This window comes from Rhizobium sp. YTU87027 (genome assembly GCF_050644135.1).
GTDB lineage: Bacteria > Pseudomonadota > Alphaproteobacteria > Rhizobiales > Rhizobiaceae > Rhizobium.
In genome coordinates this window covers 507,616-530,975 of record NZ_CP098440.1, presented here as the reverse complement: position 1 = coordinate 530,975, position 23,360 = coordinate 507,616, and the positions used below count along the sequence as shown (strand labels likewise).

The window sequence follows — 23,360 nt, the reverse complement described above, 5'->3', positions numbered from 1 at the left end:
TGACATGCCTTATGATCAAAAGCGCGTCGTCGATGCAATCCGAGCCTTCGAGGCCGGCGAAATCGTCGTGGTGATGGATGACGACGATCGCGAGAACGAAGGCGACCTGATCGTTGCGGCTGTTCACTGCACCGCGGAGAAGATGGCTTTTATCGTGCGTCACACCTCCGGCATCGTCTGCACGCCGATGCCAAAGGAGGAGGCCCGCCGGCTGAACCTGAATGCGATGGTTGCCGAAAACGATTCGGCCCATACGACCGCCTTCACCGTTTCGGTCGATTTCAAGCATGGCACGACGACGGGCATTTCCGCCGATGACCGCACGCTGACCGTCCGCAATCTGGCGAACCCCAATGTCGGCCCGGCAGATTTCGTCCGTCCCGGCCACATCTTCCCGCTCGTCGCCCGCGAGGGCGGCGTGCTGATGCGCTCCGGCCATACGGAAGCCGCGGTTGATCTCTGCAAGCTTGCCGGGCTGCCGCCGGTCGGTGTGATCTGCGAGCTTGTCAATGACGACGGCACCGTCACGCGTGGCCCGCAGGTGGTCGACTTCGCCGCAAAACACGGGCTGAAGCTCGTCTCAGTCGCCGATCTCATTGCCTATCGCCAGCGCAAGGAAACCTTGATCGAACTCGGCGCCAGCTTCGACATCGAAACGCCTTTCGGCAAGGCCAAGGCCCATACCTATTCGCTCCCCTGGGATCCGATGCAGCACCTCGCGGTAGTCTTTGGCGACATTCGCGACGGCATCGATATTCCAGTCCGCCTGCACCCCGAAAATGTCGCGGAGGACCTCTTCGGCAAGCAGAGCCCGGTCGATCACTACATGCAGAAGATCGCCGAGGAAGGCCGCGGTATCATCGTCTATCTGCGCGAAGGTTCCGTCGGCGTCGGCCATTACGACAACGGCCGCAAGACGCGCAGCCAGGGCCGCGAATCCCACGCCGAAGCCAAGAGCCGCGAAAGCGAATGGCTGGAGATCGGTCTCGGTGCGCAGATCCTCAAGGACCTCGGCGTCAGCTCCATCAAGCTGCTCACCAGCCGCGAGCGTCACTACGTCGGCCTCGAGGGCTTCGGGATCAAAATCACCAATACGGAGATTTGCTAAGCCCGCCATCCATCGAGATAGGTGACTTTCTCGACGCCAGAGAATCGCGCGAGGCGCTCCAGTTCGGCATGCAGCCTTTCCAGTCGCCCGGCCGCAGCCTTTACGCCCGGCTCCAGCCATAGCCGCTTGACGTCCAGCGTTCCACCCTTGCGATCGGCCTTCATGTCGATGCGACCGATCAGCTTGTCACCTTCCAGAAGCGGGAAAACATAGTAGCCGTATTCGCGCTTCGGCTCTGGCACGAATACCTCGATGCGATAGAAGAAACCGAAGAGGCGTTCAGTGCGATTGCGGTCGCGGATCATCGGATCGAAGGGGCTGAGCACGCGAACGCGTGGCGGCGCCTCGGGATAGTCCTGAAGGCTCCTGAGCAAATCCGGGAAGGCCCAAGACGCACGCGGTTTGCCCCCAAGCGCCGGCTCGATGAAAACCTCTGTCAACTCGTCACGATGCGCATTGACCCATGTTTTCGCTTCATCGGGCGACAGTAGATCCCAGAAAGCAGCAATCTCCCCATGCGTGGCAAAGCCCAATCGCGTCAGCGCACTGCGGCAGGCCCAGTCGACAAACTCCTCGTAGCTGACCTCCGGCTCGTGAAACTCGGCGGGAATGACGCGTTCGACGAGATCATAGATCTTCTGGAAGTTCGAGCGTCCCGCGATGGCGAACTTGCCGGTGCGCCAGAAATATTCGAGAGCCGTCTTGTTGGGGTGCCAGTTCCACCAGCCGCCGGAAACATGCCCGTCCGCCTTGATCTCGCGCGCCATGATGGCTCCGTCACGAGTGACGCGTTCAAATGTTTCGTCGAAGGCGTGTTCAAACCCCTCCCCCTGCCATTTTCGCCAGCGCTCGCCGATCACCTCTTCCTCGTGGCGGAACTTGTGTTTCCAGTACCGGAAGAATGTGCTGGGTAGGATGGAGGCGTCATGCGTCCAGTGCTCGAAGAGCGAGCCTTCTTTCTCCAGCAGTGCCGTCAGGTGCTCACGCTTGTAGGTCTGGTTGCGGGAAAACAGGATCTGGTGATGCGCCCGCTCCACCGTCTGGATGCTGTCCACCTGCACGAAACCGAGTTCGTGGATGAGCTCCAGCAGGCCAGCCTTCGTCAGCGCCTTGTTCGGCGGCGCGCTCAGGCCCTGCTTGGCGAGGAATATGCGGCGGGCATCGGAATTCGAAATGAGATTCGTCATAGCGCATCATAGGCCGGAAAATGTTCCTAGCCATCCGATAAGTTTGAGGGGACCAGTCAGGTAGGAGCAACCAGCATTCATTGCGAGATTTTGAGCTTTCAAAGTGCGAAATTCGTTATAGAACGGCCTCTCAATCACGAGGAACCAGGTGGATATCCGTTTCGAAGGCGCAGGGGTCAGCTATGGTGCGCGTGTCGCGCTGGCGCCCGTAACGCTGCAACTCACCGAAAAGCGCATCGGCATCATCGGCCTCAACGGCTCGGGCAAGACGACTTTTGCGCGCCTCATCAACGGCCTGACCAAGCCGAGTGTCGGACGCGTGATCGTCAACGGCCGCGATACGGCCGACGCCAAGGCCGTTCTCACCGATGTCGGGTTCATCTTCCAGTCCCCGCAAAACCAGATCATTCTGCCCATCGTGCGCGACGACATCGCCTTCGGGCTGAAGGGCCGCGGCTACAAGCCGGCGGAAATAGAGGCTAAGGCGGAGGCGGTCCTGCAGCGTTTCAGCGCCGCCCATCTAGCCGAGCGCCGGGCGCACGAGCTTTCGGGCGGAGAACTCCAACTTGCCGCCCTGTGTTCCGTGCTGGTCACCGGTCCAGACATTGTCATTTTGGACGAGCCGACCAACCAACTGGACCTCAAGAACCGCGGTCTTGTGCAGAGGCTGGTGGAAAGTCTTCCCGAGAACGCGATCGTCATCAGCCACGATCTGGAGTTGGTCGCCGACTACGAGCGCGTGCTGGTTTTCCATGAGGGCAATCTCGTTGCCGACGCGCCGGCCGGAGAAGCGATCCGTTGCTACAGGGAGATCGCCAGCCGATGAACTCGCTTTTCGTCGAAGGCAACAGCGCCATGCATCGGCTTTCGGCTCGCGCCAAGCTGCTTGCGCTTGCCGCCCTCGGCGTCGTGCTCTTCCTTTCGACGAATCTCCTGCTGCTTGCCCTGGCGGTGGTCGCCACGGCCGCGATCTGCATCAGCATCGGCCTTCCGGGACGATCCGCGCTTGCGCGGCTGAAGCCGGTCTTCCTGACGATCGTCATCGTGGCGTTGTTCAGTCTGGCCTTCAATCCCTGGCATGTCGCAATCGTCGCCCTGCTGCGCCTGACGGCATTGATGCTGTTTGCGGCCGCCGTGACGGCGACGACCACGATCGCGCAATTCATTGATGAGATTACACTTCTGGCACGACCGTTAGAGCGCCTTGGACTTCTCCGGGCGGACGATGTCGGCCTTGCTGTCGGGCTCGTCGTCCGTTTTGTGCCCGAAATCCTCGATCGTTACCGTGCCATCCGCGAGGCGCACGCGGCTCGTGGTATCACGGTACGACCAACGACCGTGCTCGTGCCGCTGATCATTCTGACGCTGAGGGATGCGGATAACATTGCGGCGGCAATTGACGCGCGCGGCGTTCGGCGGCATGTCAATTGAGAACTCGCTAACAGGAGCCCTGCATGAGCACTCGCGACCTCGTTCTCTCCGCCCTCTTCGCGGCCATCATCGTCGCGCTCGGCATTCTGCCGCCGATCACGCTCGGCTTCATTCCGGTGCCGATCACGGCGCAGTCGCTCGGCGTCATGATGGCGGGTGTCGTGCTCGGCGCGCGCCGCGGCACGATCGCAGTCCTGATCGTCCTCGTGCTTGTTGCAATCGGCCTTCCCGTGCTTTCCGGCGGTCGTGGCGGGCTGGCAGCCTTCGCCGCACCGACCACCGGCTTTCTGATCGGCTGGGTATTGGCGGCCTTCGTCACCGGCTATCTCAGCGAGCGGCTGGTCAAGTCAGAGCAATCGGCGCTGGTGCAGACGGTCGGCTTCTTCCTCGCTGCGATGATCGGCGGGATAGTCGTTCTCTATGCCTGCGGCATCGTCTATCTGGCGTTCGCCGCCCAGCTTGGCCTCTCCAAGGCCTTCCTTGGCTCAATGGCGTTTATCCCCGGTGACGTCATCAAGGCGCTCGTTGCAGCGCTTGTCGGCCGTGCCGTCATGGTCGGCTATCCCTTGCTGCCGGTGCGTAGCTAATCGACGAAACCATAAAGCCAGTCGCGCGTGACTTCGGGAAGCGGGACTGGCGAACGATCTTCGCGTGAGCGCGCCTGCCAGATGATCTCGACCTCGGCAGAGCGCTCATCGCCAATGTCGGCTGCAATGATGAAGCCAACCGAACGCACACCGATCTTGTCCACCGACGCAGTGAACACGACCCGCTCATCGTAATGCAGCGGCCGATGGAGAATACAGGTCACCTTGCTGGCGATGTAAAGCGGTTCGTCCTGCAATCGTGGCCTCGACGACCAGAAGGTCGCCAGCACGGACTCGGCATAGGAAATATATGAACCCAAAAATACCTGGCCGTTCATGTCGACATCGCGAAACGGCACATTCATCGCAACGGTGCGCGTGACCTCGTTCATTGATCCTTCTACCAATTTCCCCCTCCCCTCAGACTAGCCGCGAGGCCGACCGAAGTAAACGGGAGGACCGGTGCGAGGAGCAACGCGCGCGGTTGTTGAAATCGGCGCATCGAGCCCCATCTGCTGTGGATCATGACGGGAGGGAAAGATAGAGTGATCCCATGAGCACCCGCCTTTACGAGCACCCGATTTTCCTGGAACACGTAACGCCCGCCGGCCATCCCGAGCGGTCCGACCGCCTGCGGGCGATCAACGTGGCGCTGGAGCATCCGAACTTTGCAGGGCTTGATCGCAGGCGCGCTCCGCAGGCCGCCGAAGAAGCCGTGCTGCTTGCGCATCCCGAAGAGCACCTGCTTTCGGTGCTGCGCCAGGTGCCGGAAGAGGATGGCGAGATCAATCAGCTCGAAGCCGATACCTATGCCAGCAGAAAGAGCTTCGAAGCGGCGCTGACGGGGATCGGCGGCGCGATGGCCGCTGTCGATGACGTCTTCACCGGCAAGGCCGATAACGTCTTCGTTGCTGCCCGGCCGCCCGGCCACCATGCCGAAAAAACAACGGCGATGGGCTTCTGCTTCTTCAACAATGCCGCCATTGCCGCCCGCCATGCGCAGAAGGTGCATGGCGCGGAGCGCGTGGCAATCGTCGACTGGGACGTGCACCACGGCAATGGCACCCAGGATATTTTCTGGGACGATCCTTCCGTACTCTTCTGCTCAACGCACCAGATGCCGCTTTACCCCGGCACTGGCGCGAAAGACGAGAGCGGCAAGCACGGCACCATCGTCAACGCGCCCTTATCGCCGAATGTCGGCAGCGATCAGTTCCGTGAGGCGTTCAAATCGCGGGTGTTGCCAGCACTCTTCGACTTCCGCCCGGACCTGATCATCATCTCCGCCGGTTTCGATGCGCATCACCGCGATCCGCTGGCACAGATCAATCTCGTCGGCGAGGATTTCGACTGGGCGACCGGGCGATTGCTCGAGGTGGCCGACAAAAGTGCCGCAAACCGGGTCGTCAGCCTGCTGGAAGGCGGCTATGATCTCGAAGGCCTCGCCGAGTCGGCTGGCCTGCATATTCTTAGAATGATGAGGGGTTGAGTATGACTGACAGCGCCAAGCCGGAGGTTTCCGGTCTTTCCTTCGAGAAGGCCGTCGCCGAACTCGAAAGCATCGTGGCCCGGCTTGAACGCGGCGACGTGGCGCTGGATGAATCGATCGAGATCTACGAGCGCGGCGAAGCGCTGAAGAAGCATTGCGAAACGCTGCTCTCGGCCGCCGAAAACCGCATCGAGAAGATCCGCCTCGACCGATCAGGCAAGCCGCAGGGCGTCGAGCCGCTGGACGGCGCATAAGCAAACCCCCAGCGAAATCGTCATCATCCTGAACAGAGCGTCGCCGTTTGAGCGATAAGTTTTCCTAGTCCGCCATCATCAATCGGGCTAGCGTAGAACCGGTGCTCATCGGAGATCTGCGATGTCCTTCTTTCCCGGTAAAGACCCCCTGCCCGGCGACGCTTTCAGCTGCGACGCGATCGAAAATCTCATCATACCGCGCACCAGCGATCTCGGTGGCTTCCAGGTGCGGCGCGCGCTACCGACCCGGGAGCGGCGGCTCGTCGGACCGTTCATCTTCTTCGACCGCATGGGGCCGGCGATCCTGAAGCCGAACGAGGCGCTCGACGTGCGGCCGCACCCGCATATCGGGCTTTCGACGGTGACCTACCTCTTCGACGGCGAGATCCGGCACCTCGACAGCCTCGGCACCGAGAAGGTCATTCGCCCCGGCGACATCAACCTGATGACGGCAGGACGCGGCATCGTCCATTCCGAGCGCACGCCTGATAATCTGCGTGGACACCCGCTGTTGATGTCGGGCCTGCAGACCTGGCTGGCGCTGCCCGATGACAAGGAGGAGATCGATCCCTCCTTTGCGCATACCGAAAAGACCGACATGCCCGTGATCGACGAGCGCGGCATGCGCGGGCGCGTTGTCATCGGATCGTTCGAGGGAATGTCCTCGCCGGTGAAGGTGTTTTCGGATACGCTCTATGCCGATATCAGTCTGGAACCCGGTGTGAAGTTCCCCTTCGCCGCGGGACACGAAGAGCGGGCGGCCTACGTGCTATCAGGCGAAGTCGTGATATCCGGCGACAGATTTGCCGCCGATCAGCTGCTGGTCTTCCGCCCCGGCGATGCGATCACGCTCGAAGCCGGCAGAGAGGGCTGTCATCTGATGCTGTTCGGCGGAGCGGCGCTGAACTCGAAACGCTACATCTGGTGGAACTTCGTTTCCTCCTCGAAAGAGCGCATCGAAAAGGCAAAGGAAGAGTGGCGAACGGGCAAATTTGACATTGTTCCGGGGGACGAAGAAGAATTCATACCTTTGCCGGAAGGCTGATCTCCTTTAGAGAGGAGTTTCAGCCGTTCTTGAAATCGACTTTTTTCACCGCAATTTATGGCTTAAAGGCATCCTGCCCAAGAAAGACAAGAAAGAGCGCCCACCCGTGACACAACCGCCGAAGACGCCGCTGCTGGACAAGGTTGCCTATCCAGCCGACCTCCGAAAGCTGGAGGATCGCGACCTGCCGCAGCTTGCGCGCGAAGTCCGCGACGAGATGATCGATGCGGTATCCAAGACCGGCGGGCATCTGGGCGCCGGCCTCGGCGTCGTCGAACTGACGATCGCCATCCACAACGTGTTCAACACGCCTGACGACCGACTGATCTTCGATGTCGGGCATCAGTGCTATCCGCACAAGATCCTCACCGGTCGTCGCGACCGTATCCGCACGCTGCGCCAGGAGGACGGCCTTTCCGGCTTCACGCGTCGCGCCGAAAGCGAATACGACCCCTTCGGCGCCGCTCACTCCTCGACGTCGATTTCCGCTGGCCTCGGCATGGCGGTTGCGTCGGACCTCGACAAGACGGACCGCCGCGTGATCGCCGTGATCGGCGACGGCGCGATGTCGGCCGGCATGGCTTATGAGGCGCTCAACAATGCCGGCGCACTCGACGCCCGGCTGATCGTCATCCTCAACGACAACGACATGTCGATCGCGCCGCCGACCGGCGCGATGAGCGCCTATCTCGCGCGCCTCGCGTCCGGGCGCACCTACATGGGCTTCCGCGATTTCGGCAAGAAGCTGACGGCCTATCTCGGCAAGAACGTCGACCGCGCCATCACCCGCGCCGTCGAGCATGCGCGGGGCTACGTGACCGGCGGGACCATGTTCGAGGAGATGGGTTTCTACCACATCGGCCCGATCGACGGTCACTCCTTCGAACACCTGCTGCCAGTGCTGCGCAATGTCCGGGACAACGCGAACGGCCCGGTGCTGATCCATGTCGTGACGCAGAAGGGCAAGGGCTATGCGCCGGCCGAAGCTGCGGCCGACAAGTATCACGGCGTCAACAAGTTCGACGTCATCACTGGCGCGCAGGCGAAGGTGAAGCCGAACGCACCGAGTTACACGAGCGTATTCGCCGAAGCCCTGGTGCAGGAAGCCGAGCTCGATGGCAAGATCGTCGGCATCACCGCTGCCATGCCGAACGGGACCGGCCTCGACAAGCTCGCAAGCGTCTTCCCGGCCCGCTGTTTCGATGTCGGCATCGCCGAGCAGCATGCGGTGACGTTTGCGGCCGGTCTCGCTGCCGAAGGTTTCAAGCCGTTTGCCGCGCTTTACTCAACCTTCCTGCAGCGCGCCTATGACCAGGTGGTGCACGACGTCGCGATCCAGGGCCTGCCGGTTCGCTTCCCGATCGATCGCGCCGGCTTCGTCGGCGCCGACGGACCGACCCATGCAGGCTCGTTCGACACGACGTTCCTGGCGACCCTGCCGGGCTTCGTGGTCATGGCAGCGGCCGATGAGGCCGAACTGAAGCATATGGTACGAACGGCGGCGGCCTATGACGCCGGTCCGATCTCATTCCGATATCCGCGTGGCGAAGGCGTCGGCATCGAGATGCCGGTGCGCGGCGAGATCCTGAAGATCGGCAAGGGCCGCATCGTCAAGGAAGGCGCGAAGGTGGCACTGCTCTCCTTCGGGACCCGCTTGGCCGACTGTCTGCTTGCGGCCGAGGATCTGGATGCGGCCGGCCTTTCAACGACGGTTGCCGATGCGCGCTTTGCCAAACCGCTGGATCACGATCTGATCCGCCAGCTCGCCCGCCACCACGAGATTCTGATCACTGTCGAGGAAGGTGCAATCGGCGGCTTCGGCAGCCAGGTCATGCAGTTCCTGGCGATGGACGGTCTCCTCGACAACGGCCTGAAGATCCGCTCGCTTGTCATGCCCGACTTGTGGATGGAACAAGCAAAGCCGGAGGTAATGAACGCCCACGCGGGTCTCGACCGCGCCGGGATCGTCTCCACTGTCTTCCGGGTGCTCGGACGCCCGGCAGCCTTCGGCGTCGGCGCCGCTGGCTAGTCCGGCGTCGTCATCAACCGGAGAAGCGCGAAGCTCCCACTGCACTTTGACTTTTCTTGCGAGCTAGTCGGGAGAGTTGAAAACGGCTTCAATATGGTGACCATCTGGGTCGACCACGAAGGCCGCGAAGTAATGTGGTCCGTAGTGGGCACGAAGACCAGGCGACCCGTTATCAATGCCTCCGTGTGTGATCGCCGCCTCATGAAAGTTGGCGACCGCTCGTCTACTCGCGGAGACGAAGGCTAGATGAAAGCCGGGACCCGGCGCGCGCTGGCCCTCTGGGCATGATTTGATCGCAAACTTATCGCCGCCGCCAGCAATTCCGTAGCCGACAGCCTGATCAGCTTCTCCGGGCCTCAGATCCTCCCAAACACGAGTAAAACCGAGGGGAGCAAGAGCGGCGTCATAGAACGCCGCCGAGCGTTCGATGTTTGAGACGCCAAAAGAGATATGATGAAGCATGCGTTCACAATCTCCTATTTCCTATGATTCTCCGTCACACCCTAGAACAAGCTCCTGCTTAAACATAGAAAATATCTTCGGAAAACGAAACGCTCGCAGCGGCTTGCTGCGAGCGTTTCTCGTTTCTCATAGGTACAGATTTTCACATTTAAGTAAGTGGCCGACCGAAAAACGGGGCTTTTCTTTTATGGTCACGTGCCTTTCAGCTCAGAATTCCGTCCAGTCCTCCTGAACGGCAGGGTAATCCCCCCGCCAATTAACGGGCTTCAAAAGTAGAATTTTCTCGGGCTTTATGAACGAGGAGATTTTGATGAAGACGAGCAGATTTAGCGAACCCCAAATCCTTGCCATCCTGCGCCAGGCAGAAGGCGGCGTTCCGGTGCCGGAGTTATGCCGGGAACATGGAATGAGCACCGCCTCCTTTTACAAGTGGCGTTCGAAGTATGGCGGTATGGACGCCTCTATGATCAGCCAGATGAAGGCTCTGGAGGATGAGAACCGTCGGCTGAAGAAGATGTATGCGGAGATGAGCATGCAGGCGGAACTGCTGAAGGAGGCTTTGGGAAAAAAATGACACGGCCATCTCAACGCCGAGAGATGGCCGGGAAAGCTGTGGCGTTGCGCGGGGTGAGCATTGCACTTGCCTGCCGCACCTTCGAGGTCAGCGAGACCTGCTATCGTTACAGCGCCAAGCTGAACGACGAGAACGAGCAGATCGCCGATCTCCTGATCGGGCTGACGCGGGCAAAGAAGACCTGGGGCTTTGGCCTGTGCTTTCTATACCTGCGGAATGTCCGAGGACATCGCTGGAACCACAAGCGCGTCTACCGCATCTACCGCGAGCTGGAGTTAAACCTCAGGATCAAGCCACGCAAGCGTTTGAGGCGGGACAAACCCGACGCTCTGACTGTGCCGGATGCGCCTAACCTGGTCTGGTCAATGGATTTCATGGCGGATCGTTTGGAGGATGGTCGGCAATTCCGACTGTTGAATGTCCTGGACGACTTCAACCGCGAGGGACTGGGCATCGAGGTGGACTTTTCGCTGCCTGCTGAACGCGTCATCCGCAGCCTGAACCAGATCATCGAATGGCGAGGCAGACCATTCGCCATTCGTGTGGATAACGGACCTGAGTATGTCAGCGGCAAACTGATGGAATGGGCCGAAAAGCAAGGAATTGCCTTGAGCCACATTCAGCCCGGAAAGCCGCAACAGAATGCCTATGTCGAGCGCTACAACCGCACCGTCCGACATGAATGGCTTGATCAACACATCATCGAAAGCATTGAGGAGGCGCAGGAATTCGCCACGCAGTGGCTATGGACCTACAACAACGAACGGCCCAATATGGGCATCGGCGGCATCACACCCGCCCAGAAACTGAAAATGGCCGCGTGAATTCTACTGCGAAGCCCCGTTCAAAACGGGGGGATTACCGCAGCAGCCGTTGCAGCCCTGCCGCCACCGAAGGCCTTGGCCACCGTGCGGGTCAGCGCGCGGGCCGGCGAAGCGACGGGGCGTGACGCGGGCCTGGCGACGGCCGCCCTCGGCGCGTCAGCATGGGCATGGCCGAGATTGAACTGACCAAGCAGATCGTCCAGAGCTGCTGCCTCTTGCGCGAGTGAGTGGCTGGCCGCCGTCTGCTCTTCGACCATGGCCGCATTCTGCTGCGTGCCCTGATCCATGTTGTTGACGGCCGTGTTGATCTCCTGCAGGCCAATCGACTGCTCTCGCGTTGCGGTCACAATCGCGCCGACGTGCTTGTTGATCTCCTGGACAGCGCCGACAATCTCTGCAAGCGCCTTGCCGGTTTCGTCGACGAGCGAGACGCCGGCATTGACCTGCGTGCCCGACGTGTTGATCAGCGCCTTGATCTCCTTGGCAGCGTTCGCGGAGCGCTGAGCCAGTTCACGGACTTCCTGCGCTACGACGGCAAAGCCCTTGCCCGCTTCACCCGCACGTGCCGCTTCGACGCCTGCGTTCAGCGCCAATAGGTTGGTCTGGAAGGCGATGTCGTCGATCACACCGATGATGTTGCTGATCTCACCGGACGATTTCTCGATTTCCTGCATCGCAGAGACGGCCTTGCGGACGACGTCGCCGGACTTTTCGGCGCCGAGACGCGTGCGCTCGACGAGCTGACCGACATCCTCGGCGCGCTTGGCGGAGTCGCGAACGGTCGTGGTGACCTCTTCGAGCGCTGCCGCGGTTTCCTCGACTGCCGCAGCCTGCTGTTCGGTGCGGCGTGCAAGGTCGTCGGCAGCCGAGCGGATTTCACCGGCGCCGGCATTGATGGCGGATGCATTGCGGCCGACCGACTGAAGAGCGCCCTGCAGCTTCTCGACGGCGTTGTTGAAGTCGTTGCGCAGGCGATCGAATTGCGATGCGAACGGTGTCGTGATGCGAACGGCGACATTGCCGTTGGCGAGATCCGACAGACCGCCGGCAAGGCCTTCGATCGCGCAGCGAAGTTCCGCTTCCTCACGCGCCTTCTGTTCGTCGCTCATCTGGCGCTGACGCTCGGCATCGCTGCGCATGCGATCCGTTTCGCCGGAGAGGCGAAGCTTCTCGATCGCCGCATCCTTGAAGACCAGAACCGATTGAGCCATGCGGCCGACTTCGTCCTGCCGGTCCAGGGCCGGAACGTCGATATTGTTCTCGCCGCCCGCAAGGCGTCCCATCGCCGAGGTCATGCCGACGATCGGCCGGACGATGCTGCGCGACAGCATCCAGGCAAGCAGGACGGCAGCAAGGCCAGCGGCGACACCGCCGACAAGCAGCGTAGTGCTGAGATCGCTGCTGGCGTCGGCCTGAATGGCGGCAAGGGTGTCCGATTCTTCGCGGGCAGCAGCCTTGATCTTGGCCGATGCCTGACGGAAACCGTCGAGCTGGCCCTTGGTTTCGTTGACACCGATCTTGACGATCTGGTCGACCGGCATGTCGGTTTCCTTGCGAGCCTTGGACTGCGGCTCGGCAAGCTCATGGAAATAGAGATCGGCCGCCTTCTGCATGCCGTCGATCTGCTGGATGAAATCGCTCTTGCCGGCCGCGGTTTCGCGTGCCGCAGCGATCGCCTTCTGCATGCGCTCGCGGTTGGCAAAGATGTCGCCATAGGTGCTGTCGCTGCGGAAGAGCAGGAAGCCGCGCAGGTTTACCGCTTGTTCGAGCATGGCCTGCAGCGCGTCATCGATCTGGTTGACCAGACGCTCGGATTTCTTCTGCTGCTCGGAAGCGGCCGCAACGGCGCCTGCTTTCGAGTAGACAAAGGCGGAAACGGACAGAAAGATAAGGATCAGCACGGCGAATGTCGCGGCGAGCTTACCATTCAAGGACATGTTTCTAGCAAACATCAGTCAATCTCTCCTGACGGCCTGCGGCCATGGGGAAACGGCACGCCAAGGCATGCCCGAAAAATTCGGCGGATGGGAACATGATCGGCAAAGTGGGAGGAAGCCATCATGGCGGGAAGCAGCTTCACGAGCCGCTGCAATCCACCCGACCCTATGACGGCAGACTTTAAATTTGCTTAAGTTTGTGCGACGCGGCATTGCACCCTTTTTCAAGGCTCAGCGGCCGCGAGCTAAGTTCAACTCTAAATTACGATCTGAAGATTCATTTTTCTTGCTTTAAGGGTATATTAGGCCGTTGTCGTTTTGGGGAGGGTGCTTATGCGTGTCCTTATTGGCGTAATCGCGATGACGGTGGCGATTTGTGGCCCGGCGGCAGCGGCGGAAAAGATGACTGGCGAGGAACTGACCGCCCTCCTTGGCCGAGGTAAGGAACTGATATTGGGCGGCCCTGGCAAGGGATACGCGGGCAGCCTGACACTCGACGCCAATGGGAGCGGGAAAGGGCAGGTAAAGCTCGACAATGGCCAAGTAATCCCAATAGAGGGCGTCTGGGCGATCAAGAAGGACAAATTCTGCCGAACCTGGAAAGGTGGCCGTGACGCAGGCAAGGAAATCTGCGAGACGTGGGTCAAAACCGGGCCTAAGTCCGTCGAAGTCATGGTTGGGAAGAGAGACCTCGGGGTGAATTCTTGGAACTAGGCCTTGCGTTCGCCGGCTTCCAACAAAAGGCTTGCAACTGCTGGCTTTGCCCTGCATGGACAGCGCATGTCAGATCAGAACACGCAACGCCTCGACCAGCTTCTTGTCAGCCTTGGTCTGTTCGCCAGCCGCTCCCGCGCACGCGATGCCGTGCAGCGCGGCACCGTGAGGGTTGGCGGCAAGGTGGTGACGAAGGCCGGCGCGCTGTTTGACGAAGACTCCACCATCGAAATCGATGATCCGGCGCAGGACTATGTCTCGCGCGCCGCGTTGAAGCTCGCCGCTGCCCTGGATCATTTCAAGCTCAGCCCGTCAGGACAGCACTGTCTCGACGTCGGCGCATCAACAGGCGGCTTCACGGAAGTCTTGCTGGCGCACGGTGCCGCACATGTCACTGCGATTGATGTCGGGCATGGCCAGATGCATCCTCGTATATCGAACGATCCTCGCGTGACCAACATCGAAGGCCTGAACGCGCGCAACCTGACGGCCGAAGACATCGGGCACCCGGTCACCTTCGTCGTGTCGGACGTCTCCTTCATCTCGCTGAAGCTGGCGTTGGCCCCTGCCCTCAATCTTGCGGAAGCGGGAGCCGTCGCTGCTCTCCTCGTCAAGCCGCAGTTTGAAGCCGGGCGCGATGCGATCGGTAAAGGCGGGCTTCTCAAGGACCCGTCTTCGGCGTCTGATGTCGCAGCAGAACTTGAGCGTTGGTTCGTCGAGGACATGGGCTGGAACAGCCTTGGCCTCATCCCCTCCCCGATCGCCGGTGGCGACGGGAACCAGGAATTTCTACTCGCAGGAACGAAACCGTGAGCACGCAAACAGTTACGATCGAAAAGCTCGGCGCCCAGGGCGACGGGATCGTGCATGCAGACGGCGGGCCGATCTACGTGCCCTTCACCCTACCGGGTGAAACTGTCGCCATCGCACGCGTCAAAAACCATGGCACATTGATGTCCATCGCGACTCCATCGGACGATCGTCAGGACCCGCCGTGCCGCCATTTCGGCCCGGACGGCGTGAACGGCACCTGCGGCGGCTGCAGCCTGCAGCACATGAACGATGCGGCCTACCGCCGCTTCAAGCGGCAGCTCGTCGTCGATGCGTTGAAAACGAAGGGTCTGACGCCAGACGTCGCCGACCTAGTCGCCGCTCATGCCGGCGAGCGCCGCCGCGTCGTCTTCGCCGCGCGGCGGACCGAGAAGGACATGCTTGTTGGATTCAATCAGGCGGAAAGCCACCATATCGTCTCTATCGAAGAATGTCCCATCTCGTCGGCGGGCATCATGGCCAGGCTGCCGGCGATCAAGGCGATTGGGGCAGCACTTGCCAATAGCGCCGAAGCGTTCCGCATTACCGCATTGGAGACCCTGTCCGGCCTCGATCTTGCGGTCGACGGCATCAAGAAGCTCACGGACCAGCAGCGCCGCAAGGCAATCGAGACCGTGCTTTCCCTTCGGGGTATCGCCCGCGTCTCGCTCAACGACGAGATCCTTGTCGAACCGTCCAAGCCGATCATCGATTTCGGCAGCGTCAACGTCGTTCCGCCGCCCGGCAGCTTCACGCAGGCAACCAAGCCGGCGGAGGATGCAATGGCAGAGCTGGTTCTGGCGCATGTCGGCAAGGCGAAACGCATCGCCGATCTCTTCGCCGGCGCCGGCACATTCTCGCTCCGCCTTGCCCGCGTCGGTCGCGTGCATGCGGTCGAGAGCGAGGACAAGCCGCTGGCAGCACTCGATCATGCCGCCCGCAACACGCAGGGCCTCAAGCCGGTCAGTGTCGAGAAACGGGACCTTTTCCGGCGACCGCTGATGACCTCGGAACTGAAGGTCTACGACGCCGTGGTCTTTGATCCGCCACGCGCCGGCGCCGAGTTTCAGTGCAAGGAGTTGGCGCGCTCGAACGTGAAGAAGGTCGTGGCGGTCAGCTGCAATCCGCTGACGCTCGCTCGCGATCTCGCTCTGCTCGTCGACGGAGGCTATCGTATCACCGGTGTAACGCCGATCGACCAGTTCCTGTGGACGCCGCATGTCGAGGTCGTGGCAACGCTGGAGAAGTAGCCACCCGAAGACAAAAACGCCCGCGACGATGAACTGACGTTTTAATTGTTCGGTGTCGGCCGCTATCAGGCGGCGTAGTGGCCGAATCCAGCGCTATAGGATGCGGCCTGCAGATTGAACTGGCTCAGCAACTGCATCAGCTTCGCCGCCTCCTGCGCCAACCCATGGCTCGCTGCAGTCTGTTCTTCAACCATGGCGGCATTCTGCTGTGTGCCCTGGTCCATCGTGTTGACGGCCGTGTTGATCTCGGCAAGTCCGGTCGATTGCTCGCGGGTCGCGGTGACGATCGCATCGACATGACGGCTGATCTCCTGGACCTGGCCGACGATCGCTTCCAACGCCTTTCCGGTGTCGCCAACGAGCGTGACGCCCGAGCGGACCTGATCGTTGGAGGCGCTGATCAGGCCCTCGATTTCCTTCGCGGCCTTAGCCGAACGCTGCGCCAATTCGCGTACTTCCTGAGCGACGACGGCAAAGCCCTTGCCGGCTTCACCGGCACGGGCAGCCTCCACGCCAGCGTTCAGAGCCAGCAGGTTGGTCTGGAAGGCGATGTCGTCGATCACGCCGATAATATTGGCGATCTTCTGCGACGACTGCTCAATTTCGGTCATCGCGGAAACCGCCTTGCGAACGATGTTGCCGGACTCTTCCGCGCCGGAGCGTGTACGAGTGACCAGCGTGCCGGCTTCTTCCGCGCGACGCGCCGTGTCCTTGACGGTCGTCGTGATCTCTTCGAGTGCTGCAGCCGTTTCCTCGATGGAGGCGGCCTGCTGCTCGGTGCGGCGCGCAAGACCGTCCGCGGCCGTGCGGATTTCTCCGGCGCCTGCATCGATCGCATGAGCATTGTCACCGACCTCCTGAAGGACCGCCCGCAGCTTGGCGATGGAAGTATTGAAATCGCTGCGCAGGCGATCGAGGTGATCAGCGAAAGGTGTCTCGATCGTCCGCGTAAGATCGCCGTCGGAGAGCGCGCCCAGCGCCTCCGCGAGCGCACTGACGGCATGCTGGATTTCCGCGGCTTCGCGAGCCTTCGAGGTTTCGTTGCGCGAGCGCTCCTGCTGCGCCTGTTCGCGGGTGTGCTCGGCGCTGCGTTCGAGGTCGAGGCGTGCGAAGGAGTTGTCGCGGAAGACTGCGACGGCGGCCGCCATGTCGCCGATCTCGTCCTTGCGCCCGACATAGGGAACGGCCGCGTCGAGATCGCCGTCTGCCAGACGGGCCATGCGGATGGCGATCGTCGAGATCGGCTGTGAAATACGCTTCCAGGCGAGGAACGCGGCAGCCACTGCGACGGCCAGCGCGACGGCGAGGCCACCGACGATCGACAGGACGCCAGCGCTGTAGTTGCCGGCTGCGGCGGCGAGCGCCGCATCGGTCGACTGCCGATCCTTTGCCAGCATTCCGTCAACGAGGGTCTGAATGTTGTTGGCGGACATCGAGAGTTCGCCACGATAGAGAATGTTCGCCTGGCTGCGCTTATTATCAAGCGCGAGGGCAATGATCTTGTCGGCAAGTGCGGCATCGTTGGCGAGCGCCTTCTGCAACCGGCCGAAATTCTGGCTCATGTAGTCGCTCTTCGGCTGCTTTTCGAACGCGTCGATCGCGGTGACGAGACGCTGGCGGCGGGCCTTCAGCGTCGTCTCGGCGTTGCGGAAGTCCGTCTTGCCGGTGGCTAGGAGATAGTCGGCGTAGCTGCGGCGAACGTCGTTCAGCGTCGTGACGATCGCATGAAGCCGCTCGCTGTTCGGAATGTTCTGCGCGCCGATCTGCCGGGTGTTGGCTTCCAGATTGGTCAGCGAGAAGGCCGCGATCGCACCCTGTACCAAGGCAATGAAAACAAGAGACAGGAAGAGAAGTGGAAGGAGCGTTTTTATCTTCAGTTTGGACATGGGGCGGTCTCATGCGGCCACAGTGACAAGGCCCAACCGATCTGGATCGATCGCCTGGGCGTCACTCGCCTTGGTGATATCGGAAAACAATACGGACGATATCCGTCCTGCGTCATGCATTGGATCTCACTAGAGACGAAGATCCGTAAGATTCGATTAAAAGTAATATGATTCGAGCGTGTTTGCCGGGTGGAGGAGCCGGTGGCCGCATACAAACAGAAATGCCCGCGACAAGCGGGCATCCGATCAGGCTCTTGACGTTCAAACTTTCCGGCGTCAGCGGCGCATGAAAGCTTCGAACGCGGCCCTCGCTTCGGCGCTGTGGAGACGCTCGAAGAAATGGCGTGCCTCATCATCGATGCGGGCGATGATCTCCTCGCGGTCGCCGCGGATCAGGTTACGAGCGATCTTGAGCGCTTCCGGCGGCTTGGCTGCGAGCTTGGCGGCGGTTGCGAGCGTCGTGGCTTCGACCGCATCGGGTGCTGAGACCTTCCAGACAAGTCCCGCTTCTTGTGCTTCCTCGCCGGAGAAACCCTCGCCAAGAGCCAGAAGCGCGAAGGCGCGCTGATGCCCCATGATACGCGGCGCAAGGAGGCTGGACGCCGCTTCCGGGACGAGGGCGAGATCGACGAACGGAGTGCGGAACTGGCTGCGTGCGGAGGCGATGGTCAGATCGCAATGCATGTGCATCGTGGTTCCGATACCGATTGCCAGCCCGTCGACGCCCGAGACGATCGGCTTTTCGCAGCGGACCATGGCATAGAGGAATTCGACGATCTCTCGAGGCATCGCGCCACCCATCGCAGCAGTAAGGAAATCACCGAGATCGTTGCCGGCGGAGAAGCAGCCCTCAGTGCCGAGAAAGGCCGTCGCCTTGATCGCCGCATCGGCATTGGCGGCAATCAAGGCGTCAGCCATTTTCCGATACATCGCGCGGGTGATGGCGTTCTTCTTTTCCGGCCTGTTGAACCGGATGATCTGGATGCCGGGGTGGGCGGCATTCTGCTCGACGATGACCTGCTCTGTCATGATGGTTCCTTAGGCAAGAACGACTTTTGCGGCCGCAAGGCTTGCAGCACCGTTGACGACGCAGTCTTTCAGCGCCGTTACTTCCGAAAGAAGATTTTCTGCAGCAAAGCGGCAGAGCGCGATGCGCCCTTCGGCCCCACCGTCCGGCGCCTGAGCGAACCCGCCCTTCGCCAGGTAGCAACCGGTCAGAACAAGGCCGAACATCCGTTGATAGGGCGTCGCGCCGGCCAGCGCCTCTGTCATCTTGCCCTCGCGAACCTGCGCCAGCAGCCAATCCGTCGCTTCACCAAGGTCCGTTATGGCGGCATCGAGCCGATTTGCCGTCGCGCCGAAGCCGTCCAGGTTGGAATGGCGAACCTCATCGGCGATCTGCTTCAATTCGGCGATGAAGGCGTGCACCTGCTCGCCGTTCGAGAGCGTCAATTTGCGGGTGACGAGATCGATTGCCTGAATGCCATTCGTACCCTCGTAGATCGGCGCAATGCGTGCATCGCGCAGGTAGCGCGCGGCCCCCGTCTCCTCGATGAAGCCCATGCCGCCATGGACCTGAATGCCGAGCGAGGCAACGTCGACGCCGACATCGGTGGAAAAGGACTTGGCGATCGGAGTCAGCAGCGCAGCGCGCTCCTGCCAATGCTGTTTGCGGTCCGAAGCACGATGCGACATGTCGATGGCGTGGGCGCAGGCATAGGAAATCGCGCGCGCCCCCTGCGTCAGCGCCTTCATCGTCAGGAGCATCCGAGTAACATCGGGGTGTTCGATGATCGGGCTCATGCCGCCGCCCGTCCAGCCCGGTGCCTTCCCCTGGGTACGCTCTTTCGCATAGGCGGTCGCCTTCTGCGTCGCCGCTTCGGCAACGGCAACGCCCTGCATGCCGACGGCAAGGCGAGCGTTGTTCATCATCGTGAACATGCAGGCGAGACCCTTGTTCTCCTCGCCGACCAGCCAGCCGATCGCACCCTTCTCGGAGCCGAACCTGCCGTCGCCATAGATCATCGTGCAGGTCGGCGAGCCGTGGATGCCGAGCTTGTGCTCCAGCGAATGCGCAAAGAGATCGTTGCGAGCGCCGAGCGATCCGTCGGGATTGACGAGAAACTTCGGCACGAGAAACAGCGAGATGCCGCGTGTTCCGGCCGGCGCATCCGGCAGACGGGCGAGAACCAGGTGCACAATGTTGTCTGCGGCGTCATGCTCGCCCCAGGTGATGAAGATCTTCTGGCCGAAGATGCGGTAGCTGCCGTCATCCCGACGTTCGGCCCGCGTCTTGAGCACACCGAGGTCGGAACCGGCGTGCGGCTCAGTCAGGTTCATCGTACCTGTCCATTCACCAGAGACAAGCTTCGAGAGGTAGGTATTCTTGAGGTCGTCGCAGGCGTGACTGTTGATGGCTTCGATCGCCCCCATGGTCAGCGTCGGGCAGAGTGCGAACGCCATCGATCCGGAGTTCCACATTTCGAGCGCCGCGACGTTCAGCATGTGCGGCAGCCCCTGCCCGCCGAACTCCTCTGGTGCCGTCAGGCCGTTCCAGCCGCCAGCGATCCAGTTCTGATAGAGATCCCGCCAACCATCCGGCGTCACCACCTTACCATCAACGAGGCGCGAACCCTGACGGTCGCCAGTCTCGGCAAGCGGCGCCACTTCATCCGTGGCGAATCGTCCCGCTTCGTGAAGGATGGCATCGACGAGATCCTCGCCGAGATCGCCCAACAAGCCGGCCTCTATTGCACTCCCCAAGCCAGCAACATGCTTCAGGGTGAACGCAATCTGCTCGACGGGCGCCTTGTACATCAGTGATCTCCTCGCATCGCAGGCCGTCGAGCGACAACGCCCTCCGGCCCCTCCAGGGGCAGAGCTAATTGATTTTTACGTAAACGTCAATTTCAAACTTTCCGACGTCAAATGCACCGGACAGTAACGCATGCCTTGCATTATTGCGCACTTGCACAAACAACCGTCATAGAGAATCTCTATGGACACTGACCGCGATCGCAAGAGGACCGGCGCACCAATGGATACTTTGCCCGCCAACATTCCCGGACTCGTGTGGGCCTACCGCTTTCCGCCAGAGGGCGGCAAGGCAATACGCCTCCCAAACAGCGCGCCGCAGGCCGAGCTGACCAACGGTGGCGGCTTCTACTGGCTGCATCTCAACCTTGCCGATGCCCGCGTTCCCAGCCTGCTCGACAGCATCGAGGGCTTGAACGACGATACCAAGGCAGCCTTGCTCACTCGTGACACGCATGCCGTGATGACCGTCGACGAACAGATGCTCTACGGCACGCTTGTCGATTGCCAGCGGGAGTTCGATCACGAGACTGCCGATCTCGGCTGGCTGCACTTTGCGATATCGGATCGCTTCATCATCACGACGCGGCTACAGCCGCTCCGCAGCATCGAACGCGCTCGCGCACTTGTGGAGAAGAACCCGGCAAAATTCGAACGACCCGTCGACCTGTTCGAGATCCTGGTGATCGAATTCCAGCGCACACTGATCTCTATCGTCATGGAAATGACGGATGAGCTCAACGTTATCGAGGATTTCGTTTACGACAACTCGCCACGCGACGAACGCCGGCGGCTGGCGCCGGTGCGCCGCACGGTCGTCAGGCTGCACCGGCACCTGAGAACCGTGCTGGCCCTGATGCGTCGCGCTGCCGCCTCGCATGATGACGAAATGCCCTTCGGCTTCGATGATGTTGCGACACGATTGACGAGCCGCCTCGAAACCGTCGATCACGATATTTACGCACTACAGGATCGAGCGCGCTTGCTGCATGAAGAAATCGACTCGAAGCTGTCTTCCGAGACGAACCGCCATCTCTACATCCTGTCGATCATGACAGCTTTCCTGCTGCCGCCGACCTTGGTAACGGGTTTCTTCGGCATGAACACCACCAACCTGCCTTTTGCTGAAGGTAGCGGCGGCACGGAATATGCCGTGGCCCTCATCATCGCCTCCATCCTGCTGGCATGGTGGCTGTTGAAGCGTGTTCGCATACTCTGAATGCAGAAGGCCCGGCATTGCTGCCGGGCCTGAAACGTGGGCGCCTGCGTCACTCAATAGTAGGGTGAAACGCACTGCTGGCGTGGGCCATTGTACGGCTGAAAGGTATTGTCGTAGACCCGATAGGAGCGGTAACGAGCTTGGCACCATGCCACGTGACCCGACGCGAGCGGAGCCACGGGCGGTGCGACATAGGTCGGCTGCGAAGCGATTGCACCACCGATCACCGCACCGGCGCCAAAGGCAGCAAGCGGGAACCAGTATCCGTTGTAGTAGCGATAACCGTTGCGATAGTAAGGATAGCCGCGATAGCCACCGTACCAGCCGGGACGATAGGCTGGGCGATACCCTGGATAATAACCAGGCCGATAGCCGGGATAGTAGCCCGGCCGGTATCCAGGGCGATAACCGGGGCGGCAATACGGGCCACGGCAATATTGGACGTTCTCTACGTCACCAGACTTTTCGACCTGCGGCATTGCTGGCATCTGCATCGCCTGCGAGGGCGCATGGCCACTTGCCAGCGTGACGAAGGAAACGGCGGCAATCGCTATCTTCTTAAAAAATCCAGTCATGGAATCTCCATTCCCAGGGTGGAATACGCGCGCATGATAACGCCAAGGCTGTGAAAACGTTCCAATGACCGGTTTTCATGCCGTTGTTGCAACTTTCCGTTTTTAAGCGATCGCGGATTAACTGGACATTAACCGCCTTTCACCACGCTCACTCCATGAAGCAATCCTGGAGAAATCTTCTGCTTCGTTTGCTGGTTCCGGCGTTTGTCGTCGGGACTCCGTTTCAGGCTGCGGCCACTGACACCCTTCCCTGGAAGAACCCCGATAACGCCCTCGTCATCGACGCGTACGAACTGAATACCATCGATTGGGGTTCATTGCTTTCCGACAAACGCATCGCCGCCTTCATCTCAAAGGCCTCCGACGGACTTCCCGAGAGCTTCTCATGCACCGGCGATCATGCCGGAGACACAGTCGCGCATTGCAAGACCATGTGGCGCAAATATGCGGTGAGCCGCGAGCTCTTTCAGACGCGGCGGCTCGTTGCTCGGGCCGCCGGTCTGCTATGGGGCTCCTATCACCTCGCACGCCCCGGCAACCCGGTCGACCAGGCCAACCATTACCTCGATTACGCCGATCCCAAGAACGACGAGATGATGATCCTCGACCTCGAGGGCATTGATCCTCAGAAGTTCATGTCGCTGGAGGACGCGCAGATATTCGTTGGCCACATCAGGGCGAGAACCGGGCGTTACCCGATTCTCTACACCAACCATAACACCGCTCGCTACATCGCCGCCTACCACAACGACTATCCGGTACTGGCCCGGCTGCCGATCTGGTATGCGCGATACAAACCCGATGTGAAGGGCGTGTTCCCGATGGGAAACTGGGACAACTACCTGATGTGGCAGTTCTCGTCAGGACTGAATTGCAGCAAGCGCCACTGCCCTTACCGTGTTCCGGGCACCTTGACAGATATCGACGTCAATGTCGCGCCGATGAACCGAACCGAGCTTGCAAAGGTATGGGCCCGGGGCAACCTTCTGCCAGCGCGCGAGCCCGACCCGCCACTCATCCTTGCCAAGATCGAGATGGAACCACGCGGAAAACCTGCCCAAAGCTTGGCTGCCGCCGCACCGGTAGCACCGGACCCCATCGTCACCTCTTCGATACCGCCGGGCGAAGTAGCTCGTACCCGTCGCGACTTCTGAGGAGCTCACTT

Annotated in this window: 22 protein-coding genes; 14 read left to right on the top strand and 8 right to left on the bottom strand. The window is 61.0% G+C overall.

What is annotated here, in order from left to right; genetic code table 11:
* The first annotated feature begins 4 nt into the window (after positions 1-4).
* The gene (gene ribB / locus NBG89_RS02590) at positions 5-1,108 is read left to right on the top strand and encodes a 3,4-dihydroxy-2-butanone-4-phosphate synthase (RefSeq protein ID WP_431321586.1); all 1,104 of its coding nucleotides are present in this window, start codon (positions 5-7) and stop codon (positions 1,106-1,108) included.
* On the opposite strand, the gene NBG89_RS02585 is transcribed toward ribB, so the two are convergent.
* Entirely contained in the window at positions 1,105-2,295 is a 1,191-nt protein-coding gene (locus NBG89_RS02585; RefSeq protein WP_431321585.1) for a winged helix-turn-helix domain-containing protein, read from the bottom strand. The two genes, ribB and NBG89_RS02585, sit on opposite strands and share 4 nt — an antisense overlap.
* A 148-nt stretch (positions 2,296-2,443) precedes the next feature.
* Here NBG89_RS02585 and NBG89_RS02580 point away from each other — a divergent pair, with 148 nt between their 5' ends.
* The 3 genes from NBG89_RS02580 to NBG89_RS02570 are packed head-to-tail and all read left to right on the top strand — an operon-like array spanning position 2,444 to position 4,313.
* Positions 2,444-3,121 carry an energy-coupling factor ABC transporter ATP-binding protein gene (locus tag NBG89_RS02580; RefSeq protein ID WP_431321584.1) on the top strand — a complete coding sequence of 226 codons (678 nt, stop codon included), beginning with the start codon at positions 2,444-2,446 and terminating at the stop codon, positions 3,119-3,121.
* Complete coding sequence (locus NBG89_RS02575) at positions 3,118-3,726, top strand: CbiQ family ECF transporter T component (protein WP_431321583.1); 609 nt, start codon at positions 3,118-3,120, stop codon at positions 3,724-3,726. The genes NBG89_RS02580 and NBG89_RS02575 overlap by 4 nt, the downstream gene beginning before the upstream one ends.
* 23 nt (positions 3,727-3,749) lie before the next feature.
* Positions 3,750-4,313 carry a biotin transporter BioY gene (locus tag NBG89_RS02570; RefSeq protein WP_431321582.1) on the top strand — a complete coding sequence of 188 codons (564 nt, stop codon included), beginning with the start codon at positions 3,750-3,752 and terminating at the stop codon, positions 4,311-4,313.
* Here the strand turns inward: NBG89_RS02570 and NBG89_RS02565 are convergent.
* On the bottom strand, positions 4,310-4,705 hold the full coding sequence (locus tag NBG89_RS02565; protein ID WP_431321581.1) for an acyl-CoA thioesterase: 396 nt from the start codon (positions 4,703-4,705) through the stop codon (positions 4,310-4,312). The genes NBG89_RS02570 and NBG89_RS02565 overlap by 4 nt on opposite strands.
* Positions 4,706-4,866: 161 nt before the next feature.
* On the opposite strand from NBG89_RS02565, the gene NBG89_RS02560 reads away from it, so the two are divergent.
* From NBG89_RS02560 to dxs, 4 genes are all read left to right on the top strand, one after another.
* The gene (locus NBG89_RS02560) at positions 4,867-5,802 is read left to right on the top strand and encodes a histone deacetylase family protein (protein ID WP_431321580.1); all 936 of its coding nucleotides are present in this window, start codon (positions 4,867-4,869) and stop codon (positions 5,800-5,802) included.
* A 2-nt stretch (positions 5,803-5,804) separates the two neighbouring features.
* Positions 5,805-6,056: an exodeoxyribonuclease VII small subunit gene (locus NBG89_RS02555; RefSeq protein ID WP_025582353.1), complete on the top strand. Its 252-nt coding sequence runs from the start codon at positions 5,805-5,807 to the stop codon at positions 6,054-6,056.
* A gap of 121 nt (positions 6,057-6,177) precedes the next feature.
* Positions 6,178-7,101, top strand: a complete 924-nt coding sequence (locus tag NBG89_RS02550; RefSeq protein WP_431321579.1) for a pirin family protein — start codon at positions 6,178-6,180, stop codon at positions 7,099-7,101.
* A gap of 106 nt (positions 7,102-7,207) precedes the next feature.
* Positions 7,208-9,130, top strand: coding sequence for a 1-deoxy-D-xylulose-5-phosphate synthase (dxs, locus tag NBG89_RS02545; protein ID WP_431321578.1), 1,923 nt, complete (start codon positions 7,208-7,210; stop codon positions 9,128-9,130).
* Positions 9,131-9,193: 63 nt separating this feature from the next.
* On the opposite strand, the gene NBG89_RS02540 is transcribed toward dxs, so the two are convergent.
* Complete coding sequence (locus NBG89_RS02540; protein WP_431321577.1) at positions 9,194-9,592, bottom strand: VOC family protein; 399 nt, start codon at positions 9,590-9,592, stop codon at positions 9,194-9,196.
* Positions 9,593-9,902: 310 nt separating this feature from the next.
* Between NBG89_RS02540 and NBG89_RS02535 the strand changes: the two genes are divergently transcribed.
* Positions 9,903-10,990, top strand: a protein-coding gene (locus tag NBG89_RS02535; RefSeq protein ID WP_416068687.1) for an IS3 family transposase whose coding sequence is annotated in 2 segments (ribosomal slippage) — positions 9,903-10,152 and positions 10,152-10,990 — 1,089 coding nt in all. Because the reading frame shifts where the segments join, the coding sequence is not laid out codon by codon here.
* Between the two features lie 20 nt (positions 10,991-11,010).
* Here the strand turns inward: NBG89_RS02535 and NBG89_RS02530 are convergent.
* The gene (locus tag NBG89_RS02530) at positions 11,011-12,942 is read right to left on the bottom strand and encodes a methyl-accepting chemotaxis protein (protein WP_431321576.1); all 1,932 of its coding nucleotides are present in this window, start codon (positions 12,940-12,942) and stop codon (positions 11,011-11,013) included.
* A 318-nt stretch (positions 12,943-13,260) separates the two neighbouring features.
* Here NBG89_RS02530 and NBG89_RS02525 point away from each other — a divergent pair, with 318 nt between their 5' ends.
* The 3 genes from NBG89_RS02525 (at position 13,261) to NBG89_RS02515 (ending at position 15,701) form a co-directional block, all read left to right on the top strand.
* On the top strand, positions 13,261-13,641 hold the full coding sequence (locus NBG89_RS02525; RefSeq protein ID WP_431321575.1) for a hypothetical protein: 381 nt from the start codon (positions 13,261-13,263) through the stop codon (positions 13,639-13,641).
* A 66-nt stretch (positions 13,642-13,707) separates the two neighbouring features.
* Positions 13,708-14,454 (top strand): TlyA family RNA methyltransferase, encoded by a 747-nt coding sequence (locus NBG89_RS02520; protein ID WP_431321574.1) that lies wholly within the window; start codon positions 13,708-13,710, stop codon positions 14,452-14,454.
* Complete coding sequence (locus NBG89_RS02515) at positions 14,451-15,701, top strand: class I SAM-dependent RNA methyltransferase (protein WP_431321573.1); 1,251 nt, start codon at positions 14,451-14,453, stop codon at positions 15,699-15,701. The genes NBG89_RS02520 and NBG89_RS02515 overlap by 4 nt, the downstream gene beginning before the upstream one ends.
* Positions 15,702-15,766: 65 nt before the next feature.
* Here the strand turns inward: NBG89_RS02515 and NBG89_RS02510 are convergent, their stop codons facing one another.
* The 3 genes from NBG89_RS02510 to NBG89_RS02500 form a co-directional block, all read right to left on the bottom strand.
* Positions 15,767-17,587 (bottom strand): HAMP domain-containing methyl-accepting chemotaxis protein, encoded by a 1,821-nt coding sequence (locus tag NBG89_RS02510; RefSeq protein WP_431321572.1) that lies wholly within the window; start codon positions 17,585-17,587, stop codon positions 15,767-15,769.
* A gap of 276 nt (positions 17,588-17,863) precedes the next feature.
* Positions 17,864-18,616 (bottom strand): crotonase/enoyl-CoA hydratase family protein, encoded by a 753-nt coding sequence (locus NBG89_RS02505; RefSeq protein WP_431321571.1) that lies wholly within the window; start codon positions 18,614-18,616, stop codon positions 17,864-17,866.
* Between the two features lie 9 nt (positions 18,617-18,625).
* Positions 18,626-20,404, bottom strand: coding sequence for an acyl-CoA dehydrogenase (locus NBG89_RS02500; protein ID WP_431321570.1), 1,779 nt, complete (start codon positions 20,402-20,404; stop codon positions 18,626-18,628).
* Between the two features lie 220 nt (positions 20,405-20,624).
* Between NBG89_RS02500 and NBG89_RS02495 the strand changes: the two genes are divergently transcribed.
* Complete coding sequence (locus NBG89_RS02495; protein ID WP_431322760.1) at positions 20,625-21,620, top strand: transporter; 996 nt, start codon at positions 20,625-20,627, stop codon at positions 21,618-21,620.
* 53 nt (positions 21,621-21,673) lie between these two features.
* On the opposite strand, the gene NBG89_RS02490 is transcribed toward NBG89_RS02495, so the two are convergent.
* Positions 21,674-22,195 carry a BA14K family protein gene (locus NBG89_RS02490; protein ID WP_431321569.1) on the bottom strand — a complete coding sequence of 174 codons (522 nt, stop codon included), beginning with the start codon at positions 22,193-22,195 and terminating at the stop codon, positions 21,674-21,676.
* Positions 22,196-22,350: 155 nt separating this feature from the next.
* On the opposite strand from NBG89_RS02490, the gene NBG89_RS02485 reads away from it, so the two are divergent.
* On the top strand, positions 22,351-23,349 hold the full coding sequence (locus NBG89_RS02485; RefSeq protein WP_431321568.1) for a glycoside hydrolase family 25 protein: 999 nt from the start codon (positions 22,351-22,353) through the stop codon (positions 23,347-23,349).
* Positions 23,350-23,360: the final 11 nt, after the last annotated feature.

Excerpts from the sequence above, each read along its gene's own strand:
- ribB (WP_431321586.1), top strand. The coding sequence starts at position 5 with ATGCCTTATGATCAAAAGCGCGTCGTCGATGCAATCCGAGCCTTCGAG.
- NBG89_RS02585 (WP_431321585.1), bottom strand. The coding sequence starts at position 2,295 with ATGACGAATCTCATTTCGAATTCCGATGCCCGCCGCATATTCCTCGCC.
- NBG89_RS02575 (WP_431321583.1), top strand. The coding sequence starts at position 3,118 with ATGAACTCGCTTTTCGTCGAAGGCAACAGCGCCATGCATCGGCTTTCG.
- NBG89_RS02570 (WP_431321582.1), top strand. The coding sequence starts at position 3,750 with ATGAGCACTCGCGACCTCGTTCTCTCCGCCCTCTTCGCGGCCATCATC.
- NBG89_RS02565 (WP_431321581.1), bottom strand. The coding sequence starts at position 4,705 with ATGAACGAGGTCACGCGCACCGTTGCGATGAATGTGCCGTTTCGCGAT.
- NBG89_RS02560 (WP_431321580.1), top strand. The coding sequence starts at position 4,867 with ATGAGCACCCGCCTTTACGAGCACCCGATTTTCCTGGAACACGTAACG.
- NBG89_RS02555 (WP_025582353.1), top strand. The coding sequence starts at position 5,805 with ATGACTGACAGCGCCAAGCCGGAGGTTTCCGGTCTTTCCTTCGAGAAG.
- NBG89_RS02550 (WP_431321579.1), top strand. The coding sequence starts at position 6,178 with ATGTCCTTCTTTCCCGGTAAAGACCCCCTGCCCGGCGACGCTTTCAGC.
- NBG89_RS02540 (WP_431321577.1), bottom strand. The coding sequence starts at position 9,592 with ATGCTTCATCATATCTCTTTTGGCGTCTCAAACATCGAACGCTCGGCG.
- NBG89_RS02530 (WP_431321576.1), bottom strand. The coding sequence starts at position 12,942 with ATGTTTGCTAGAAACATGTCCTTGAATGGTAAGCTCGCCGCGACATTC.
- NBG89_RS02525 (WP_431321575.1), top strand. The coding sequence starts at position 13,261 with ATGCGTGTCCTTATTGGCGTAATCGCGATGACGGTGGCGATTTGTGGC.
- NBG89_RS02520 (WP_431321574.1), top strand. The coding sequence starts at position 13,708 with ATGTCAGATCAGAACACGCAACGCCTCGACCAGCTTCTTGTCAGCCTT.
- NBG89_RS02510 (WP_431321572.1), bottom strand. The coding sequence starts at position 17,587 with ATGTCCAAACTGAAGATAAAAACGCTCCTTCCACTTCTCTTCCTGTCT.
- NBG89_RS02505 (WP_431321571.1), bottom strand. The coding sequence starts at position 18,616 with ATGACAGAGCAGGTCATCGTCGAGCAGAATGCCGCCCACCCCGGCATC.
- NBG89_RS02500 (WP_431321570.1), bottom strand. The coding sequence starts at position 20,404 with ATGTACAAGGCGCCCGTCGAGCAGATTGCGTTCACCCTGAAGCATGTT.
- NBG89_RS02495 (WP_431322760.1), top strand. The coding sequence starts at position 20,625 with ATGGATACTTTGCCCGCCAACATTCCCGGACTCGTGTGGGCCTACCGC.
- NBG89_RS02490 (WP_431321569.1), bottom strand. The coding sequence starts at position 22,195 with ATGACTGGATTTTTTAAGAAGATAGCGATTGCCGCCGTTTCCTTCGTC.
- NBG89_RS02485 (WP_431321568.1), top strand. The coding sequence starts at position 22,351 with ATGAAGCAATCCTGGAGAAATCTTCTGCTTCGTTTGCTGGTTCCGGCG.